Raw genomic sequence first — 16,828 nt, forward strand, 5'->3', positions numbered from 1 at the left:
TATGAACAATGATTTTGAATTAACTTTCTTCAGTGATTCTAAATATAAAGAAATTACAGTGGAGATTTCTTACAAAGATCAGATTCTTTGCCAACTAAACAAAGATAAAGGCCCTGATAATTTAGAAATAGAGTTTTTCTCAGATGCCAGAATACTTGCTGAACAGAATGCAATGAAATTTAGTCTAAGCAGTTTTTTGCAAATCTTGGCGGAAGCAACGGAAGAACTGAAAATATCTTAATCAGATAAAATCCCGGCCACCGAGCCGGGATTTTTATATTATCAGTCCGCCGCCAGCCGGATGATCATCTGGCCCGGCGTGGTGATCATCTCGATTCCGCGTCTTTGCATGGGAATACGAAGACTATCGGCCTTAAACAGCAAGCCCGATCTTACCGCCGGTGATTTTTTTGCCTGTTTGTCAGAGCTTACCTGTGGCGATTCAGAAAAACCTAATAGTCCTTATGCAACGACTGGTACTCAAGCTAATTTTGAAACATATACCATTAATTCAAAAGGCGAATCTTTGAAAATCGGAAACGGTCATTTGAATATCACAGATTAGGATGGTGATGGTGAAAGCGATATTAAAAGGTATTGATTGTATGCATAAAGATCCTCGTACCTATGCAGGCGAAGATGATGGAACCATTGCAATTACACTTTCCTTATCTATCGGCTCTGAGCAAGAAAAAGGGAGTGATTATTTTGATGTGTTTATCTGCACCCCGGAATGGCTCTGTAAGCACCACTGGCTGCCAGAGCTGATGCGGCATACGCTTCTGGTACGTAAATACGATCTGGATGAGATCAAAAAGACCATCACCGATTATATCAATCAGTGCGAAGGTAAAGACTGGATGGAGATAGCGCAAAAACTCTCCCGCGTTTTTGCCTGGGAATTTGAAGACTACCAGCCATAAGCGATAAACCCCGTCTTTTATGGGGTCAGTTCAAGCTGTCGGGATCTTTACCCTGATTTCTTCACAACCAGGCAGACAAGATGTGTTTTTGGAGTACCGCCTTACGGCAGGCCTCTAAAACACCCAGGTCAGGGCGATGCCCCGACACCCCAGGGAAGGGATTAGCAGTAAACTATGATTTTTCGTGCGCACGAAAAAAATGCTCCGTAATGTGTTGCTGTAAAAGTTCCAGTCAGGGCAACCACTGACAGAAGGCCAAAAGCAAGATCTGGCTGGATTACTTAACCAGTATGGTTATGAACTTCAGTCTATGTACGGATATACCCCACAACGAGCGGCTGACGCTATTCAGTCTCTGCTTGCAGGCAAGGCGTTTGTTGCCTCAACAGGAGATACCAAAGCATACAACGAGGCGCTGAGTTATCTGAAAGGGTATAGCGTGCAATCCGGCCAAGCTGCAATAGGAACCGATGCTTTACTCGCTTTGCCGGGTGCTCCGGGGATTATTGCACGTTCAACGCTGGCAGCTGGTGGGGGTTATCAAGCCGGTACTGGAATCGGCCAGGTCATTGATGGTAACTATAGCAACGGGGCATTAAACATAGGTCTTGGTACGGCTGCTATATTTGGTAGTATGGCTGCGCAAAGTGCCATATCTAAGCCGAGCGGAACAAATTTTATTTCTGGTGATACGAGTTTATCGCGGAACAGCACTATCGGTAATGCTGAAGCTGATGTTGATAATGTTGGAAATGCTACAACCGGTTCTCTAAGCGGTCAGCCAACTAAGCTACCGCCGAATGCATCAGCAGAAAATATACGTTCACTACAACGAGAAAACGAAGGTGCTGTGATCCTGTCTCAAAATGGTTATCATGTTGAGCAGAATCCCGTAACTGCAGGGGTTAAAAACCCAGATTATAAAATTAATGGTGAGGTGTTCGATAATATCGCCCCTAAAAAAAACTCGGTTCGCAATATCTATGACCGGGCTTTAGAAAAAGTGAATAGTGGTCAAACAAACAATGTTGTTATCAACTTGGCCGATACAAAAGCAAGTGTCAGTGATTTGCAAAAACAATTTAGTGATTGGCCAATAAAAGGGTTAGAAAAGGTTATTGTGATCGACCAGTCAGGAAAACCAATAAGAATTAAGTAAGGCGGGTAAATGTCAATTGATATAGCGTGTTACACATCAATAAGTATTGATGATCTGAGGGAAAGATTAAGTGTGGTGAAGGAAAAGTACGGCCATCTCTTTGATGGCCCATATCTTCTTTTTGAACCACATATAATCTTAAGTGGTCAGCAGCTTGCGTTGCTTGATGATCGTGTTAAGAAGTACAATCATGAGACTAAGTTATCAATTGCTGAAGAGTATGGACTAAAAGAGCCAAAATCTTATTTTATGATTGCAGTGAATGACAAATCCTTTCCTGAGTTGAATACTTCTGGAATAGCAGACGTGTTCAGGCGAGAGTTAGGGGAAGGAAATATCATTGTGCTTTTAAATGGTGAAGATCTAATCTAGATCTTGTTGTAAGCACAGCCGTTTTAGCTCCAGGTGCTTTTTGAGGTTTCCGGGGAATGACCTTTCCCCAAAATTAATGCAGTGGTAAATCAGAGATCTTCGTCTTTTTGACCCAAAGAAAATGAGGCACTAAAATTCCGCCAACCCAAGTGATTATTATTAGGCCGGAAAGTAAAAGGGAGTAACTATGTCAATTGAAGAAGTAAATAAGGTCGATTTTATCAATGCATCGGATGAAGATGATGAGCTTGTACTTTTGGGTATTACAGATCATTTATCATGGGAGGATGATATTAATGGGCATTTGCTTTTGCTTCAAGATAAAGTAAATGCTTACTTAAACTTCATTCTTAGTGATCAAATGAGAGAGTTATCTCCCGCTTTATGTGGTAAAAGTAAATTCTGCATTCAGGTTTTTTTTAAATTTTTACCGCCGAAAGAAGTTGATGATTTTTTTTCTAAATTTCAAGTGGCATTAAAAGAGTACAATATTGATTTGATTAGTCACCATGTTGGTTGATTTTTAAAAAAAGATTTTTATAAAATTGCATGCTATCGTTTTTATTTGAAGCTATGGGGTATTAAGCCATCTTATAATTTTTTTTGATGCTTAAGTTGAGTTTTTTGATGGAAATGATTAAGAGATTAAAGAGACTTGCTTGCTTTTTAGAATGTTTGTCTGCTTGGCGAATTGATAGCTTTCAGATGTTTTGGATGAAAATATACATAATTATATTTTTTGAACGTTGATTTTGTTATGAACATAATTGTACAGAAGATTTTATATATTTAAGTTGAAATTTTTAGCGACAGAGCAATCTGTTACGTCTTTTATATGCGCCTTTACGAAAGAATGGCAAAGCGGCTTTTTTTAAAGTTCAACACTATATAGGTTCAGCATTATTGCATAACCTCACCATTCCAACGCCCATCCTGAAACCTCCCCACCACCCGTTCCCTTAACCACCTGTGCCCCAAATCCCGGTGCGATCGCGCATGCCACAGCATCACCAGCTCAAAGCCTGGAATCGCCATCGGCGGTAGCACGGTCATTAATCCCGGCATCATTGCCGCCACTCTCTCCGGCATCAACGCCACTAAATCGCTGGTGCTTAGCACGCAGCCCATCAACAGAAAGTGGGGCACAGAGAGCACCACTTTCCGGCTCAATCCTCTGGCTTCCAGTACGCTATCCGTCACCCCACGAAAGCCGCCGCCGTCTGGCGACACTACCACATGCTCCAGCGCGCAGAGCGCTTCGGCGGTGATAGCTGAATGCAGGGCGGGATGACCCTGACGGCCTGCTACCACATAGCGCTCCTGAAACAGTGGGCGGACATGCAGCCCGTCAGGCACGCCGTCACGCAGATGAAGCACCAGATCGACCGTGCCTTTTTCCAGTTGCTGCGCGATAAGGGCCGGTTTCATATCCAGAATGGCAAGCCGGGTGCCCGGCGCTTCCTGACGTAAGGTATTCATCAACGGCATCAGCGCGGTCTGCGCACCATAATCCGTGGCGGCAATGCGCCAGGTGATGTCTGCCTCTGCGGGCACAAAGGGTCCCGGCTCGGCTACGACTTCATCGATTCTGGCAACCAGTTCTTCAAGCGAAGGGCGTAATCCTTCTGCTCGTGCCGTGGGACGCATACCATGGGAAACCGGAATCAGTAGCGGATCGTTAAATAAAGTACGCAGGCGTTCCAGCCGGGCACTGACGGAAGGCTGGGAAAGGTTTAACCGTTCAGCGGCACGGCTGACGCTGTTTTCCTGTAGCAGGACGTTTAACGTGATCAACAAATTCAGATCGGGCTTCATGGTATCAGTCCTGTCTATAGCGACTATCCGTTCCTTTGCTTTTACTGATAGCACAATCAGGCGCAGGCTACCTGTCTCTTTTATCAACACGGGATAGTTTATGAATGTGTTAATCGTTGTTGCTCACCCTGAACCCCGCTCGCTTAACGGTGCGCTGGCGCGTTTTTCCGTCAGTCATCTGGAACGGCTGGGCCATCAGGTGCGCGTTTCCGATCTCTATGCCATGAACTGGGAGGCGCGCGTATCGTCTGCCGACACACAACATCGCCAACATGCCGAACGGTTTACTCCCTCACTGGAATCCACTCAGGCTTTTGAAGGCGGTTTTCAAAGCGAAGACATCCAGCAGGAACAGGAAAAACTACTGTGGGCCGATGCGGTGATTTTGCAGTTCCCGTTATGGTGGTTCTCAATGCCCGCCATCTTGAAAGGCTGGATGGATCGTGTTTATGCCTGCGGGTTTGCCTACGGCGTAGGCGAACATTCAGATACGCACTGGGGCGATCGCTACGGTGAAGGTACGCTGGCAGGGAAGCGCGCCATGCTGGTGGTCACGATGGGCGGATGGGCGTCGCATTACGGTCCGCGCGGCATCAATGGGCATATTGATGACATCTTGTTTCCCATTCAGCATGGCATTCTGTTTTACCCCGGCTTTGACGTGCTGCCGCCGTTCACGGTTTACCGTACCGGCCGGATCGATAGCGTACGTTTTGATGCGCTGTGTCAGGAACTGAGTAAGCGGCTCGATAACCTGTTTATTACTGCACCTGTTGGCTATTATCGGCAAAACGGCGGGGATTACGCGATCCCCGAGTTAACCTTGCGTGACGATCTGGCAGCCGGTGAGCAGGGCCACAGAATCCACATTCGCCAAGGCTGAGGGCAGAACAGGGCAGAGGCACGTCGTCTGGCTTATCTGCCCTGTTTGCATCGATTTCAAAATAACCCTTGCATGCAACGCGAGGATGTGACCTAATGAATCGTCGGTTTGATTAACAGACGCTATCAAAGTAAGTATCTACAGCAGTTCTCATCTCTAAGCCTGTCGCGAGACATTCCTTCTTTTTGAGTCTTCTCTTACGTTCTGATTGAAATCTGTTCTCAGGCCATTACGCCGGAAGGCTCAATTATTTAAGGAATTAAACATGTCTAACAAAATCCGCGGTACCGTTAAATGGTTCAACGCTGAGAAAGGCTTCGGTTTCATCTCTCCTCAGGACGGCAGCAAAGATGTATTCGTACACTTCTCTGCAATCCAGGGTACTGATTTCCGTACTTTAGATGAAGGTCAACAAGTTGAATTTACAGTAGAAAATGGTGCTAAAGGCCCAGCTGCTGCAAACGTTGTTGGTCTCTAAGGACTGAAAATTACGCGTTTCAAGTGTCCTCACTGTAATGGCTCGCAGTACCGTACATCACATTTCGATGTGACAAGAGCCAACCCGCATGGAGCAAAATGCATTTTTTGCAAAACGGTCGTTGTTCAGATTAACGCGACAAGGATTGCAACTCAGAGTCAGCCACAGGCGCTCTGAAAAGGCTAAAGAGCGTTATAGCGTTGTGCATTTACCGTAATCAAAAAGGCTGCCAGTGGCAGCCTTTTTTCATTCCCTTTTCGCGAAATGTAGAAGCCGGTTTCCAGGCTGCGCTTATACCATCAGCACAAGAACGCCGGCCCAGAACGCCAGACAGGCTATCACCATTGCAATCCAGCTCAGCTGACGTAAACGCCCGCGGAACAGGGGTTTACGTACGACAGGAAGCGCTTCACTCTGCATTTTCATAGTCTCATGTATTGAACGTTAGATGACAGCAGGGCAGGGTTGTGCTGCCCGCTACGTTTTAGCTTGCGGCTTCCAGCGCTTTGAAAATGACATCCGACAGTTCGTTTAATTCGAACTTGGCAACATAGCCATCAGCCCCGACTTTGCGAACGTGATCTTCGTTAGCACTGCCCGAAAGTGAGGAGTGGATCACGACGGGAATATGACGCAACGTGGTGTCGCGCTTGATATTGCGCGTGAGCGTAAAGCCGTCCATTTCCGGCATTTCCAGGTCGGTTAACACCAGCGCGATCTTGTCGTGAATGGATTCACCCTGCGACTGAGCCTGCTGGTGGATCGCTTTGATTTTTTCCCACGCTTCCAGGCCGGTGTTACACATGACGGCAGGAATGCCCATGCTCTTCAGGCCCTGCTCCAGCAACTGGCGGGCAACTTTGGAGTCTTCAGCCACAATCGCGACGGAACCGGGCTTCATTTTATACTGACGCTCTTTCGGCGCTTCAGGCTCCACGCCACGAACGGACGGGATGATGTCATAGAGAATCTGTTCGACATCCAGCACCATGGCCAGATTGCTTTTTTGTTCGTCGTCATCCAGGCACGCGATACTGGTGATGTTACGTCCACCGATACCAGCTTCAGCGGTATGAACCTGGCTCCAGTTAAGACGCACGATGTTTTCAACGGATTCAACGGCAAACGCCTGCGTATTACGCGCGTATTCGGTCACCAGCAGCAGGTTCAGGCCCGTTTCAGGCACGCAACCGGCTACCGCAGGCAGGTCAATAACAGGAATGAACTGTCCACGAATGCTCGCCATGCCCAGCAACGGCGAACGCATGCCCGCAGCTTTCGTAATCGGCGGCATCGGAACAATTTCACGCAGTTTAAATACGTTTATCCCAAACAGCTCTGATTTACCTTTTAACTGGTCAGAGCCAAGGCGAAACAGCAGCAGCTCAAACTTATTCGATAAGGCGAGATTCGCTCTCTCATCGATCTCTTTCTGAAAATTATCCATCGTTGCCTCAGCGTCAGCGCAGCAGGTGAAAAAGGGTGTGATGAAGTTATCGGCAGCCATCGGAAAAAGGTGAGAGGGGAAAACGCACGTTAAGAGATTATTGTGCCAGGCTTAACAGTGAGAACGCAGCATGGATACTTTTCCCTATAAAGGAGTAAGCGATGAAAAAATTAGTACTGGCGACCTTACTGGCGGTAGCGACCACAGGGGCTTACGCGGAAGAAGGTGGCTTCAAGGCAGGTGATACGCCGCCGCCACAGCATAAACAGGATGCAGGCTACAAAGGGTCAGAAGACACAGGACAGACGCACATCGATCAGATTCGTGACTTTCGCCAGGGCGGTTACGTCACGCTGGAAGGTTATATCGTAAAAAAAGTCGCGGACAATAATTATCAGTTTCGTGACAGCACCGGCACTTTAACCATTATTGCGCCGAAGAAAACGTTCGATGGCAAAACCTATTCCGCTGACGACAAAGTTCGCGTCAGCGGTAAAGTGCACGGAAAAGGTGACAAAACCACGCTGCACGTTATGCGGATCGATGAGCCATAATCGGCAGGGCGAGAATGATTCTCGCCCTTTCTTTTAGTCTTTCAGCAGTACAGCCCGGCAGGTTTTGCCTTTGATTTTGCCCTGCTTAAGTTTGACCAGCGCAGATTTTGCCTGAGCCGCTTCAATCGCTACATAAGCGTGCGTCGGGGTGAGATCAATCTTACCGATCTGATCGGCGCGATAGCCTGCTTCTCCTGTCAGCGCACCCAGAATATCGCCGGGCCGAATCTTGGCCTTACGCCCACCATCAATGCAAATCGTCATCATGGCTGCCGGCAACGGCTTACTACTTTTCCTGAGCGCACTGGCGGCAACCCATGGCAGCTTCTGCTGCAGGAAATCTTCTAACGCATGCGCGCGCGCCATTTCATCGGCCGCGACAAAACTCACGGCAGCGCCTTCTTCGCCCGCCCGCGCGGTACGGCCGATACGATGCAGATGCACTTCGGGATCCCACGCCAGCTGGTAGTTCACCACCAGCGACAGCGACTTGATGTCCAGGCCGCGGGCCGCGACGTCCGTCGCCACCAGTACGCGACCACTGCCGTTAGCAAACCGGATCAGCACACGTTCGCGATCGCGTTGTTCGAGATCGCCATGCAGGGGCAGGGCGCTGATATCGCGGGCGTTAAGCGCGGCGGCAATATCATCACATTCGCGTTTGGTGTTGCAGAACACCACACAGGACGATGGCTGGCGTTCGCTGAGCAGGCTAATCAGCAGCGACAATTTTTCGCCGTGCGTCGCTTCAATAAATTGTTGTTCGATTGCCGGCAGTTCGCTGACCTCTTCCGTCACGACGCTCAGCGCATCACGTTGAAAGCGCTGGCTCAGTGTTGCAATGCCGTCTGGCCAGGTGGCAGAGAACAGCAGCGTCTGACGCGCGGCGGGCGTGGCGGCGATAATGGTTTCCATATCATCACGAAAGCCCATTTCCAGCATCCGATCGGCTTCGTCCAGCACCAGCGTGCGCAGACTGTCGAGCTGCAGCGTTTCGCGCTTGAGATGGTCAAGAATACGGCCCGGCGTACCGACCACAATCTGCGGCGGATGCACCAGCGAATCGCGCTGCGCACTCATGGGCTGGCCGCCGCATAAGGTCAGGATTTTGATATTGCGCGTGAAGCGCGCTAACTGCCGCAGAACGTTGCTGACCTGATCGGCCAGTTCTCGCGTCGGACATAAAATCAGCGCCTGAGTCTGAAAACGCGCACTGTCGATATGATGCAACAGGCCAATACCAAATGCGGCCGTTTTGCCGCTGCCGGTTTTTGCCTGCGCACGAACGTCGCGTCCGGCTAAGATAGCGGGCAGCGAAGCGGCCTGGACCGGCGTCATGCGGGTATAGCCCATCTCGCGCAGGTTATCGAGCTGACTATCGGGAAGAGAATTAAGCGAGGAAAAAGCGGTCACGGGTGCGGCCTCTGCGGCTGTAAGTTGGGGCATCATTGCGAGCGCAAGTCTGTCAGAAAGCGTACACAACAGCAATGTTAACCTGCAAACCCTGCGCCGGGCGGCGCTTTTATCTAAGAATAAACTGAAGATGAAAAAGATTAGTTGGGAAATTTTAATCAATTAAAGCGTCAGGTGTGAAACCGCTTACATAGACTAAGCCATTAAGATTAAGAATGTTTTTTCTAATATTTTCTTTGTAATACACAATTTAAAGTTAATCAGATTATTCCGCATTTGCGACGGAATTAACGCATTAATAATGCAAAAGTATCGCCAGAAGAGAAGATGAAAACGACTTGTAAACGCCTTTATATTGAGGAGGATACATCGATATCACTACTGGCAGAGGATTTTTTCATTGAATAATATCCCGCAGATCTTGCATGAAGACGTACTTAAAATCGTAGGTCGTGCAGTCCTGACATTGCATCTCTATGGGGAAAGCTTATCGGCAGATAAAGTGGCCTCTATGATTGGATGTTATGCCGAAGACGATCCGGTGGCTTCTGATGGCGCCCATCTCTATACGCTTGCGATGGCGTTAATGTCACAGACGAGGGAGGCTCGGGTTTAGCGTCGCCTTCATTCGGCTGTCCGCGCCCCATGCCAGCTCTCTGACAGGGGGCGCGTCCGCATCTGCACGCGGTTTCTGGTTTTACAGAGTCCTTTACCACTGCCTGTCAGTGAAAAACTCACTGCCAGTGCAGATCGGCAAATGTCACCAGTGCCTCTGCCAGCTGGCGCTGAAGCGCGTCATCCGGCTGGCGACAAAACAGCGCCAGCTCAAAAGTGTCAATCACCGGCAAGCCCTGCTGGTTGCCCAGCACACGATGTGCAGGCAGACGACAGCTGGCAGGCAACAGCGTAACGCCCAGGCCCTGGGCACTGGCGGCAGACAGGGCCACAAGGCTGGCACTGCTGTAACCGATGCGCCAGCTGCGGCCCAGCCCATCCAGCGTCTGGCAGATCTCCTCGCGATAAAGTCCCTGTTGAGGAAACAGGACTAGCGGCACCGGGGAATGCTCAAAGCAGGGATATGCCGCGCTGTCCAGCCATAACAGCGGCTCGGGTCGGGAAGCCAGCGGGCGTTCACCGTAAGGTTGCTTAATCAGCATGATATCCAGTTCCTCCCGCTGCCAGGCCCGACGTAGTTCTACCTGCATCCCGCTCATCACATCCAGCCGCATATGGGGATGTTCGCGACTGAACTGCGCCAGCAGGGCAGCCGTGGGGGCCGCAAAATCTTCCGGAACGCCAAGCCGCAGCACACCATCGCGCCACTTATCGCTCAACACATCGAGTGCTTCGCCATTCAGGGCAATGATACGGCGGGCATAACCCAACAGCTTCTCGCCTTCCTCCGTGACGGTTACCTGATGTGATGAGCGGGCCAGCAGTGCTTTTCCCACCCTCTCTTCCAGTCGCCGCACCTGCTGGCTCACTGTTGATTGCGACAGGTGCACGCGATCGGCGGCACGGGTGAAGCTGGCGGTTTCGCAGACCGCAACAAAGCTCAGAAGCTGCTGGGGCGTGAACATAGGCTGGCGATTCATTTTTCCACTGCCTGTCATGATGATATTCCATTTCCAAATAGTAACCACAGCTGTCAGGCTGACAAGGTTTACTTCCAGGATGGCCCATGAAAAAAGAGAATATTGTGATCGTTACCGCTGGTGCTGGCGGGACTGAATATGCGTCCACTGATGACCTCCGTCAGTCCGTTGCTGGATCAGTTACGCGAAAGCATTGGGCTCTCCGCCTTGGCAGCGTCACTGCTGCCTGCGATTCCCATGATGATGATGGGAGCGATAGCGTTAATCAGCGCACCACTTATGCAGCGTGTTCAACTGCGCGGACTGCTGTGTGGCGGACTGGCGCTGTTAGTGTTGGCGCTCCTCAGCCGCCTTTTTGTAGCGCAAGGCGAATCGCTGGTAGGGAGCACGCTACCGGGCGGCATTGGTATCGGGATAGTGCAAATGGCGATGCCGGGCTTTATCCGCCAACGCTTTCCACAACGCAGTGCGATGATGACCGGGCTGTGGTCTGCGGCCCTGATGGGCGGGGGCGGACTGGGTGCAGCATTAACACCGTGGTTAAGTGCTCACCTGAGCTGGCAGATGGCCCTCAGCAGCTGGGCCGTGCCTGCGCTGCTGGCCATCCTGCTTTGGGCGTGGATGCCCGGGGTGACGTCGCCAGCGCGCGCGTCGGTCGTGATGCCTTCACTATGGCGCAACGCGCGCGCCTGGATGCTGGCGCTCAGCTTTGGTTTAGTGAATGGCGGTTATGCCATTTGCGTAGCATGGTTGCCTGATTTCTACCATCAACTCGGCTGGAGCGCACAGGCGGGCGGAAGCCTGTTGGGCGTGATGATTACCTGCCAGGTCGCCGGGGCGATGGTGTTTCCGCTGTCGACGCGCGGCCCGGATCGACGGCCGCTGTTGCTGTTAACGCTGATTTTTCAGCTAAGCGGTATGCTTGGCCTCCTGTTTGCACCGCTTTACCATCCATGGCTGTGGGTGGGAATGGCGGGCGTGGGTCTGGGTGGTGCTTTTCCCCTGGCGCTGGTGCTGGCGCTGGACCATCTGGCGCATCCGCAGGCGGGCGGGCGACTGGTGGCGTTCATGCAAGGGATTGGCTTTATTATTGCCGGCAGTATGCCCTTTATCGCCGGTCAGTTGCATGCACTGACCGGGGATTTCTCCACGATCTGGTGGCTCCAGTGCGGCGTTACGATTGGACTGGTCGGGTTAAATCTGCGTTTTCATCCGCAAAGTTACAAATACGCCTTTACACAACCGTGATTGGTCCGACCAAAACAGCTAAACCTTTTCAGTGGTTCACATAACGTTAAAATTAAAGCCGTAACTGTTGCCTTGGGTTAACAGCGGGTTAAGTATCTGTAACGGATAAGCCCCAACTGGCAAAATTGGTAGGACCAATAAGCAGAGCGGGCGTGACAGATGCGCCCTGTGTTTATGCCCGTCGCGCATCGCTCTCATCACCTTTCTGGAGATAACGGCATGCAGGTCTGGCAGCAAAATTATGATCCGCTTAATAACATCTGGCTCTCCAGCCTGATTGCGTTACTGCCTGTTCTGTTTTTCTTTTTTGCGTTGATTAAGCTAAAGATGAAAGGCCATCAGGCTGCCACCATCACTGTCATGCTGGCGCTGGGAGTTGCGCTGCTGCTGTATCATATGCCGTGGCAGCAGGCGCTGGCCTCAGCGGCCTACGGCTTCCTGTACGGCCTGTGGCCCATTGCCTGGATTATCGTGGCCGCGGTCTTTGTCTATAAAATCTCGGTCAGGACCGGGCAGTTCGATATCATTCGCGCGTCCATCTTGTCGATCACGCCGGATCAGCGCTTACAGATGCTGATTGTCGGTTTTTCCTTTGGTGCCTTTTTAGAGGGCGCGGCAGGTTTTGGTGCGCCGGTGGCGATCACGGCTGCGTTGCTGGTAGGGCTGGGTTTTAATCCGCTTTATGCCGCAGGGTTATGCCTGATCGTGAATACCGCGCCGGTGGCGTTTGGTGCGATGGGTATTCCCATTATTGTCGCCGGGCAGGTTACCGGTCTGGACAGCTTTGCCATCGGTCAGATGGCCGGACGCCAGCTGCCTTTTTTAACCGTCATCGTGCTGTTCTGGATCATGGCGATCATGGATGGCTGGCGCGGGGTGAAAGAAACCTGGCCGGCGGTGATGGTTGCGGGTGGGTCGTTCGCGATAGCCCAATCCCTGAGTTCAAATTTCCTGGGCCCGGCGTTACCCGATATTATCTCTTCGCTGGCATCACTGGTTTCCCTGACTCTGTTTCTGCGCGTCTGGCAGCCGGTTCGCATCTTTCGCTTCAGCGATGCCGAAAATCAGACGGCGACGCAACCCGCACGTCAGCAGACGTATACGACAAAGCAGGTCATTCGCGCCTGGATGCCCTTCCTGTTTCTCACCGCAACGGTAACGCTGTGGAGTATCCCGCCTTTTAAAGCGCTGTTTGCCAAAGGGGGTGCACTGGCCAACTGGGTGATGAGCATTCCCGTCCCTGGCCTGCATGACTGGATTACCCGGATACCGCCGGTTGTGGCACAGCCCAGCGCCTGGCCCGCCATTTTTAAACTGGATCTGCTGTCTGCAACCGGCACTGCCATTCTGATTGCGGCAATTGTGGCGATTATCTTTCTGAAAATGAAACCCAGAGCGGCAGTCGGGACATTTGTCGAAACACTGAAATCCCTGATGTTGCCCATCTACTCCATTGGTATGGTGCTGGCCTTTGCCTTTATCTCGAACTACTCGGGTTTATCAGCCACGCTGGCGCTGGCCTTAGCGCACACGGGCCATGCCTTTACCTTTTTCTCCCCCTTTCTGGGCTGGCTTGGCGTGTTTCTTACCGGTTCGGATACCTCCTCCAACGCGCTGTTTGCCGCGTTGCAGGCCACCACGGCGCAGCAGATTGGCGTTTCCGATATCCTGCTGGTGGCAGCGAATACCACGGGTGGCGTCACCGGTAAAATGATCTCTCCCCAGTCGATCGCTATTGCCTGTGCAGCGGTCGGTCTGGTCGGCAAAGAGTCCGATCTGTTCCGCTTCACCGTAAAGCACAGCCTGATCTTTACCGGCCTGGTTGGGGTGATGACCACGCTGCAGGCTTACGTTTTTCCCTGGATGATCCCATGACACCAAACGATCCCTTACCGATGCGGCTTAAGCACTATATCCGCGATCATCAGCTTGAGCCGGGCATGCGTTTGCCCGCCGAGCGTCAGCTGGCGGCCGCGCTGGGCGTTTCCCGTTCGTCGCTGCGTGAAGCTATTCAGCAACTGATCAGCAGCGGCGTTTTGATGAGTCGGCGCGGTGACGGTACCTGGCTGCGTCAGCCGCAGGAGCCCTGGTCTGAGCAGCGCATCGTCGAGCCCATTCGTCAGCTTCTCGCCAACGATCCGGACTACCGTTACGACATTCTTGAAGCGCGCCATGCGATAGAGGGAAGCACGGCCTGGCATGCGGCGCTACGGGCTACCGAGTCAGATAAAGAGCGTCTGCGGTACGCCTTTGATGCCACGCTGGCGATGAAAGAGAGTGACGATCCCCATCTGGCCGGGCAGGCCGATCTGCGCTTTCATCTGGCCATCGCAGAAGCCTCACATAACATCGTGCTGCTGCAAACCATGCGGGGATTATTCGATTTACTGCACTCGTCCATGCTGCACAGTCGTAAGCTGATGTACATCAGACCCGTGATTTTTGACCGCCTGACCGATCAGCACCGGGCGATGCTCGACGCGATTTTACTGGGCGATGCCGAGGCTGCCCGGTCAGCCGCTATGGATCATCTGGGTTTTGTTCACACCACAATGAAAACACTTGATGAAGACGAAGCCAGGCAGGCGCGAATTACGCGTTTGCCGGGTCATGACCTGCACAATCACAAGGAAAACCGCTGATGATCATCTCTGCCGCCAGTGACTATCGCGCCGCCGCGCAGCGCATTTTACCGCCTTTTCTGTTTCATTATCTGGATGGCGGTGCCTATGCAGAGCATACGCTACGGCGGAATGTTGCCGATCTGTCAGACGTGGCGCTGCGCCAGCGCATTCTCCGGAATATGTCGGCGCTCAGCCTGGAAACCACGCTGTTCAGTGAAACGCTGTCCATGCCCGTCGCGCTGGCACCGGTTGGGCTGTGTGGCATGTACGCGCGTCGTGGGGAAGTGCAGGCCGCGCGCGCTGCGGCGGGCAAAGGGATTCCGTTTACCTTATCGACCGTCTCCGTTTGCCCGATTGAGGAAGTGGCACCGCAAATCAGTCGGCCCATGTGGTTTCAACTGTATGTGCTGCGCGATCGCGGCTTTATGCGTAACGCCCTTGAGCGGGCAAAAGCGGCGGGCTGTACAACATTAGTATTTACCGTTGATATGCCAACGCCGGGCGCACGCTATCGCGATGCGCACTCGGGCATGAGCGGCAAGCACGCGGCCCTGCGCCGCTACTGGCAGGCTGTCACGCACCCACGCTGGGCACTGGATGTTGGGCTACAGGGCCGACCACACGATCTGGGCAATATTTCCACCTATCTGGGCAAACCGACCGGGCTGGAAGACTATATTGGCTGGCTGGCAAAGAATTTCGATCCGTCGATTTCCTGGAAAGATCTGGAATGGATCCGTGAGTTCTGGGACGGGCCAATGGTGATTAAAGGCATTCTGGATCCGGAAGATGCCCGCGATGCGGTGCGGTTTGGTGCCGATGGCATTGTGGTCTCAAACCATGGCGGACGCCAGCTGGACGGCGTGTTGTCTTCGGCTCGTGCCTTACCGGCCATCGCGGATGCGGTGAAGGGGGATATGACGATTCTTGCCGACAGCGGCATCCGTAATGGGCTTGATGTGGTGCGCATGATTGCGTTGGGCGCAGATACTGTTCTGCTGGGACGGGCCTTTGTTTACGCGCTGGCCACACATGGCCAACGTGGCGTCGAACATCTGCTGACGCTGATTGAAAACGAAATGAAAGTCGCGATGACCTTAACAGGCGCGAAGTGTATAGCCGATATCAACCAGACGTCGCTGGTGCAGGCGAATGCGTTGCTGGGCGAAGTGGCCCTGCATCCGGCCTCATGCCCGGCAAACTGAGCGACGTTGTCTATACTTACCTTCTTTACCAACAGGAGGAATGATATGACCATTCATAAGAAAGGTTCGGCGCATTGGGAAGGCGATATCAAAGGCAAAGGCACAGTCAGCACAGAAAGTGGTGTACTGAACCAGCAACCTTACGGCTTTAACACCCGTTTCGAAGGGCAGAAAGGCACCAATCCGGAAGAGCTTATCGGCGCAGCACATGCCGCCTGTTTTTCAATGGCACTGTCGCTCATGTTAGGTAACGCAGGCCATAAACCTGAAAGCATTGATACCAGTGCCGATGTGTCGCTGGACAAAAAAGGTGAAGGCTTCGCGATTACGAAAGTGGCGCTGACCAGCACCATCTCGCTGCCGGGCATTGATAACGACACCTTTGATGAAATCATCAATAAAGCTAAAGCCGGCTGTCCGGTTTCGCAGGTGCTTAATGCAGAGATCACACTCGATTACACGCTGAACAACTGATTGCGTACCTGAGTCGCCTTCTGGCTGCTCTAGCGGTAATCTTGCAGCATCCGGATGCGCCTCAGGGCGCATTTTCGCTTTCTTCAGAGGGACACTGAAATGGCAAAAAAGACGGAAAAGGGGGGCGGGTTTTGCTGAGCATGGGTGGCGGACTGCTGCTGATCCACAGGGCCGCAATGCTATGGGGCTGAAATCCTGGCTGTCGCGCCACAAACTCGGCGTGTTGCTGATGGTGGTACTGCTGCTGGAGGTAATCTGTTTCCTTCTTACCGCCTCGTGGCTGCCATGGAATGCATGACAGCAATCAGGCGTAAATCTCTTCACTCCGCTTCACACGTACATCCGTGCGCGCAATACGGTACGCCTTGCCGGGATCGCCCGCGACAAACTCAAACGTAGGTGAGTAGTAAAACGGCAGCCAGCCACCGTATCCGCTTTCCCATTCCCAGCGAACCGGACAGGGCCACAGAATGCCTTCATACAAAATGTAATAAACCCAACGCCCGGTAGGACGGCGGGGACGACTACTTTTCATGGGATTCACGACTGTGTTGGTGTAGAACAGCTTATATTTTGAACGTTAAGCGGCAACCTTGCAATGTCATCGGCTACTTTTTGTGCCATTCGCCCTGTACCGC

Annotated in this window: 20 protein-coding genes; 14 read left to right on the plus strand and 6 right to left on the minus strand. The window is 52.0% G+C overall.

Annotated features, from left to right (window positions below):
• Position 1 precedes the first annotated feature (1 nt).
• From C7433_RS16590 to C7433_RS16615, 5 genes are all read left to right on the plus strand, one after another.
• Positions 2–241: a hypothetical protein gene (locus C7433_RS16590; RefSeq protein ID WP_110268580.1), complete on the plus strand. Its 240-nt coding sequence runs from the start codon at positions 2–4 to the stop codon at positions 239–241.
• A gap of 334 nt (positions 242–575) precedes the next feature.
• Entirely contained in the window at positions 576–923 is a 348-nt protein-coding gene (locus C7433_RS16600; RefSeq protein ID WP_255421331.1) for an immunity 8 family protein, read from the plus strand.
• Positions 924–1,233: 310 nt separating this feature from the next.
• Positions 1,234–2,082, plus strand: a complete 849-nt coding sequence (locus tag C7433_RS16605; RefSeq protein WP_110268582.1) for a hypothetical protein — start codon at positions 1,234–1,236, stop codon at positions 2,080–2,082.
• Between the two features lie 9 nt (positions 2,083–2,091).
• A complete protein-coding gene (locus tag C7433_RS16610) occupies positions 2,092–2,454 on the plus strand; it encodes a hypothetical protein (protein WP_039338534.1) in 363 nt (120 codons plus the stop codon).
• A gap of 187 nt (positions 2,455–2,641) precedes the next feature.
• Positions 2,642–2,974 carry a DUF6572 domain-containing protein gene (locus C7433_RS16615; protein ID WP_110268583.1) on the plus strand — a complete coding sequence of 111 codons (333 nt, stop codon included), beginning with the start codon at positions 2,642–2,644 and terminating at the stop codon, positions 2,972–2,974.
• Between the two features lie 380 nt (positions 2,975–3,354).
• On the opposite strand, the gene C7433_RS16620 is transcribed toward C7433_RS16615, so the two are convergent.
• The gene (locus tag C7433_RS16620; RefSeq protein WP_110268584.1) at positions 3,355–4,269 is read right to left on the minus strand and encodes a LysR family transcriptional regulator; all 915 of its coding nucleotides are present in this window, start codon (positions 4,267–4,269) and stop codon (positions 3,355–3,357) included.
• A gap of 100 nt (positions 4,270–4,369) precedes the next feature.
• Between C7433_RS16620 and C7433_RS16625 the strand changes: the two genes are divergently transcribed.
• The 3 genes from C7433_RS16625 to C7433_RS23945 all read left to right on the plus strand — a co-directional run bounded on the left by C7433_RS16625 (position 4,370) and on the right by C7433_RS23945 (position 5,807).
• Positions 4,370–5,152, plus strand: coding sequence for an NAD(P)H-dependent oxidoreductase (locus tag C7433_RS16625; protein WP_110268585.1), 783 nt, complete (start codon positions 4,370–4,372; stop codon positions 5,150–5,152).
• 265 nt (positions 5,153–5,417) lie between these two features.
• On the plus strand, positions 5,418–5,630 hold the full coding sequence (gene cspA / locus C7433_RS16630; RefSeq protein WP_006118073.1) for an RNA chaperone/antiterminator CspA: 213 nt from the start codon (positions 5,418–5,420) through the stop codon (positions 5,628–5,630).
• 3 nt (positions 5,631–5,633) lie between these two features.
• Positions 5,634–5,807, plus strand: coding sequence for a cold-shock protein (locus C7433_RS23945; protein ID WP_110268586.1), 174 nt, complete (start codon positions 5,634–5,636; stop codon positions 5,805–5,807).
• 114 nt (positions 5,808–5,921) lie between these two features.
• On the opposite strand, the gene C7433_RS24050 is transcribed toward C7433_RS23945, so the two are convergent.
• Positions 5,922–6,056, minus strand: coding sequence for a hypothetical protein (locus tag C7433_RS24050; RefSeq protein ID WP_255421330.1), 135 nt, complete (start codon positions 6,054–6,056; stop codon positions 5,922–5,924).
• Positions 6,057–6,114: 58 nt separating this feature from the next.
• Positions 6,115–7,077 carry a chemotaxis protein gene (locus C7433_RS16640; protein ID WP_006118075.1) on the minus strand — a complete coding sequence of 321 codons (963 nt, stop codon included), beginning with the start codon at positions 7,075–7,077 and terminating at the stop codon, positions 6,115–6,117.
• Positions 7,078–7,238: 161 nt separating this feature from the next.
• Here C7433_RS16640 and C7433_RS16645 point away from each other — a divergent pair, with 161 nt between their 5' ends.
• Positions 7,239–7,631 carry a YgiW/YdeI family stress tolerance OB fold protein gene (locus C7433_RS16645; protein ID WP_006118076.1) on the plus strand — a complete coding sequence of 131 codons (393 nt, stop codon included), beginning with the start codon at positions 7,239–7,241 and terminating at the stop codon, positions 7,629–7,631.
• Between the two features lie 33 nt (positions 7,632–7,664).
• Here C7433_RS16645 and dbpA read toward each other — a convergent pair whose 3' ends face one another.
• Together dbpA and C7433_RS16660 are read right to left on the minus strand one after the other, a co-directional pair.
• Positions 7,665–9,044 carry an ATP-dependent RNA helicase DbpA gene (dbpA, locus tag C7433_RS16650; RefSeq protein WP_110268633.1) on the minus strand — a complete coding sequence of 460 codons (1,380 nt, stop codon included), beginning with the start codon at positions 9,042–9,044 and terminating at the stop codon, positions 7,665–7,667.
• Between the two features lie 734 nt (positions 9,045–9,778).
• A complete protein-coding gene (locus C7433_RS16660; protein ID WP_110268634.1) occupies positions 9,779–10,639 on the minus strand; it encodes a LysR family transcriptional regulator in 861 nt (286 codons plus the stop codon).
• A 138-nt stretch (positions 10,640–10,777) separates the two neighbouring features.
• Here C7433_RS16660 and C7433_RS16665 point away from each other — a divergent pair, with 138 nt between their 5' ends.
• The 5 genes from C7433_RS16665 (at position 10,778) to C7433_RS16685 (ending at position 16,190) form a co-directional block, all read left to right on the plus strand.
• Positions 10,778–11,887 carry a cyanate transporter gene (locus tag C7433_RS16665; protein WP_110268587.1) on the plus strand — a complete coding sequence of 370 codons (1,110 nt, stop codon included), beginning with the start codon at positions 10,778–10,780 and terminating at the stop codon, positions 11,885–11,887.
• A gap of 219 nt (positions 11,888–12,106) precedes the next feature.
• A complete protein-coding gene (lldP, locus tag C7433_RS16670) occupies positions 12,107–13,762 on the plus strand; it encodes an L-lactate permease (protein WP_110268588.1) in 1,656 nt (551 codons plus the stop codon).
• On the plus strand, positions 13,759–14,529 hold the full coding sequence (gene lldR, locus C7433_RS16675; RefSeq protein ID WP_033738599.1) for a transcriptional regulator LldR: 771 nt from the start codon (positions 13,759–13,761) through the stop codon (positions 14,527–14,529). Before lldP ends, lldR begins: the two co-directional genes overlap by 4 nt.
• Positions 14,529–15,716, plus strand: coding sequence for an FMN-dependent L-lactate dehydrogenase LldD (gene lldD, locus C7433_RS16680; protein WP_006118082.1), 1,188 nt, complete (start codon positions 14,529–14,531; stop codon positions 15,714–15,716). The genes lldR and lldD overlap by 1 nt, the downstream gene beginning before the upstream one ends.
• Positions 15,717–15,761: 45 nt before the next feature.
• Positions 15,762–16,190 carry an OsmC family protein gene (locus tag C7433_RS16685; RefSeq protein ID WP_006118083.1) on the plus strand — a complete coding sequence of 143 codons (429 nt, stop codon included), beginning with the start codon at positions 15,762–15,764 and terminating at the stop codon, positions 16,188–16,190.
• A 304-nt stretch (positions 16,191–16,494) separates the two neighbouring features.
• Here the strand turns inward: C7433_RS16685 and C7433_RS16690 are convergent, their stop codons facing one another.
• Positions 16,495–16,725: a hypothetical protein gene (locus C7433_RS16690; RefSeq protein WP_006118085.1), complete on the minus strand. Its 231-nt coding sequence runs from the start codon at positions 16,723–16,725 to the stop codon at positions 16,495–16,497.
• Between the last annotated feature and the right edge of the window lie 103 nt (positions 16,726–16,828).

The organism is Pantoea sp. PNA 03-3 (assembly GCF_003201175.1).
GTDB lineage: Bacteria > Pseudomonadota > Gammaproteobacteria > Enterobacterales > Enterobacteriaceae > Pantoea > Pantoea stewartii.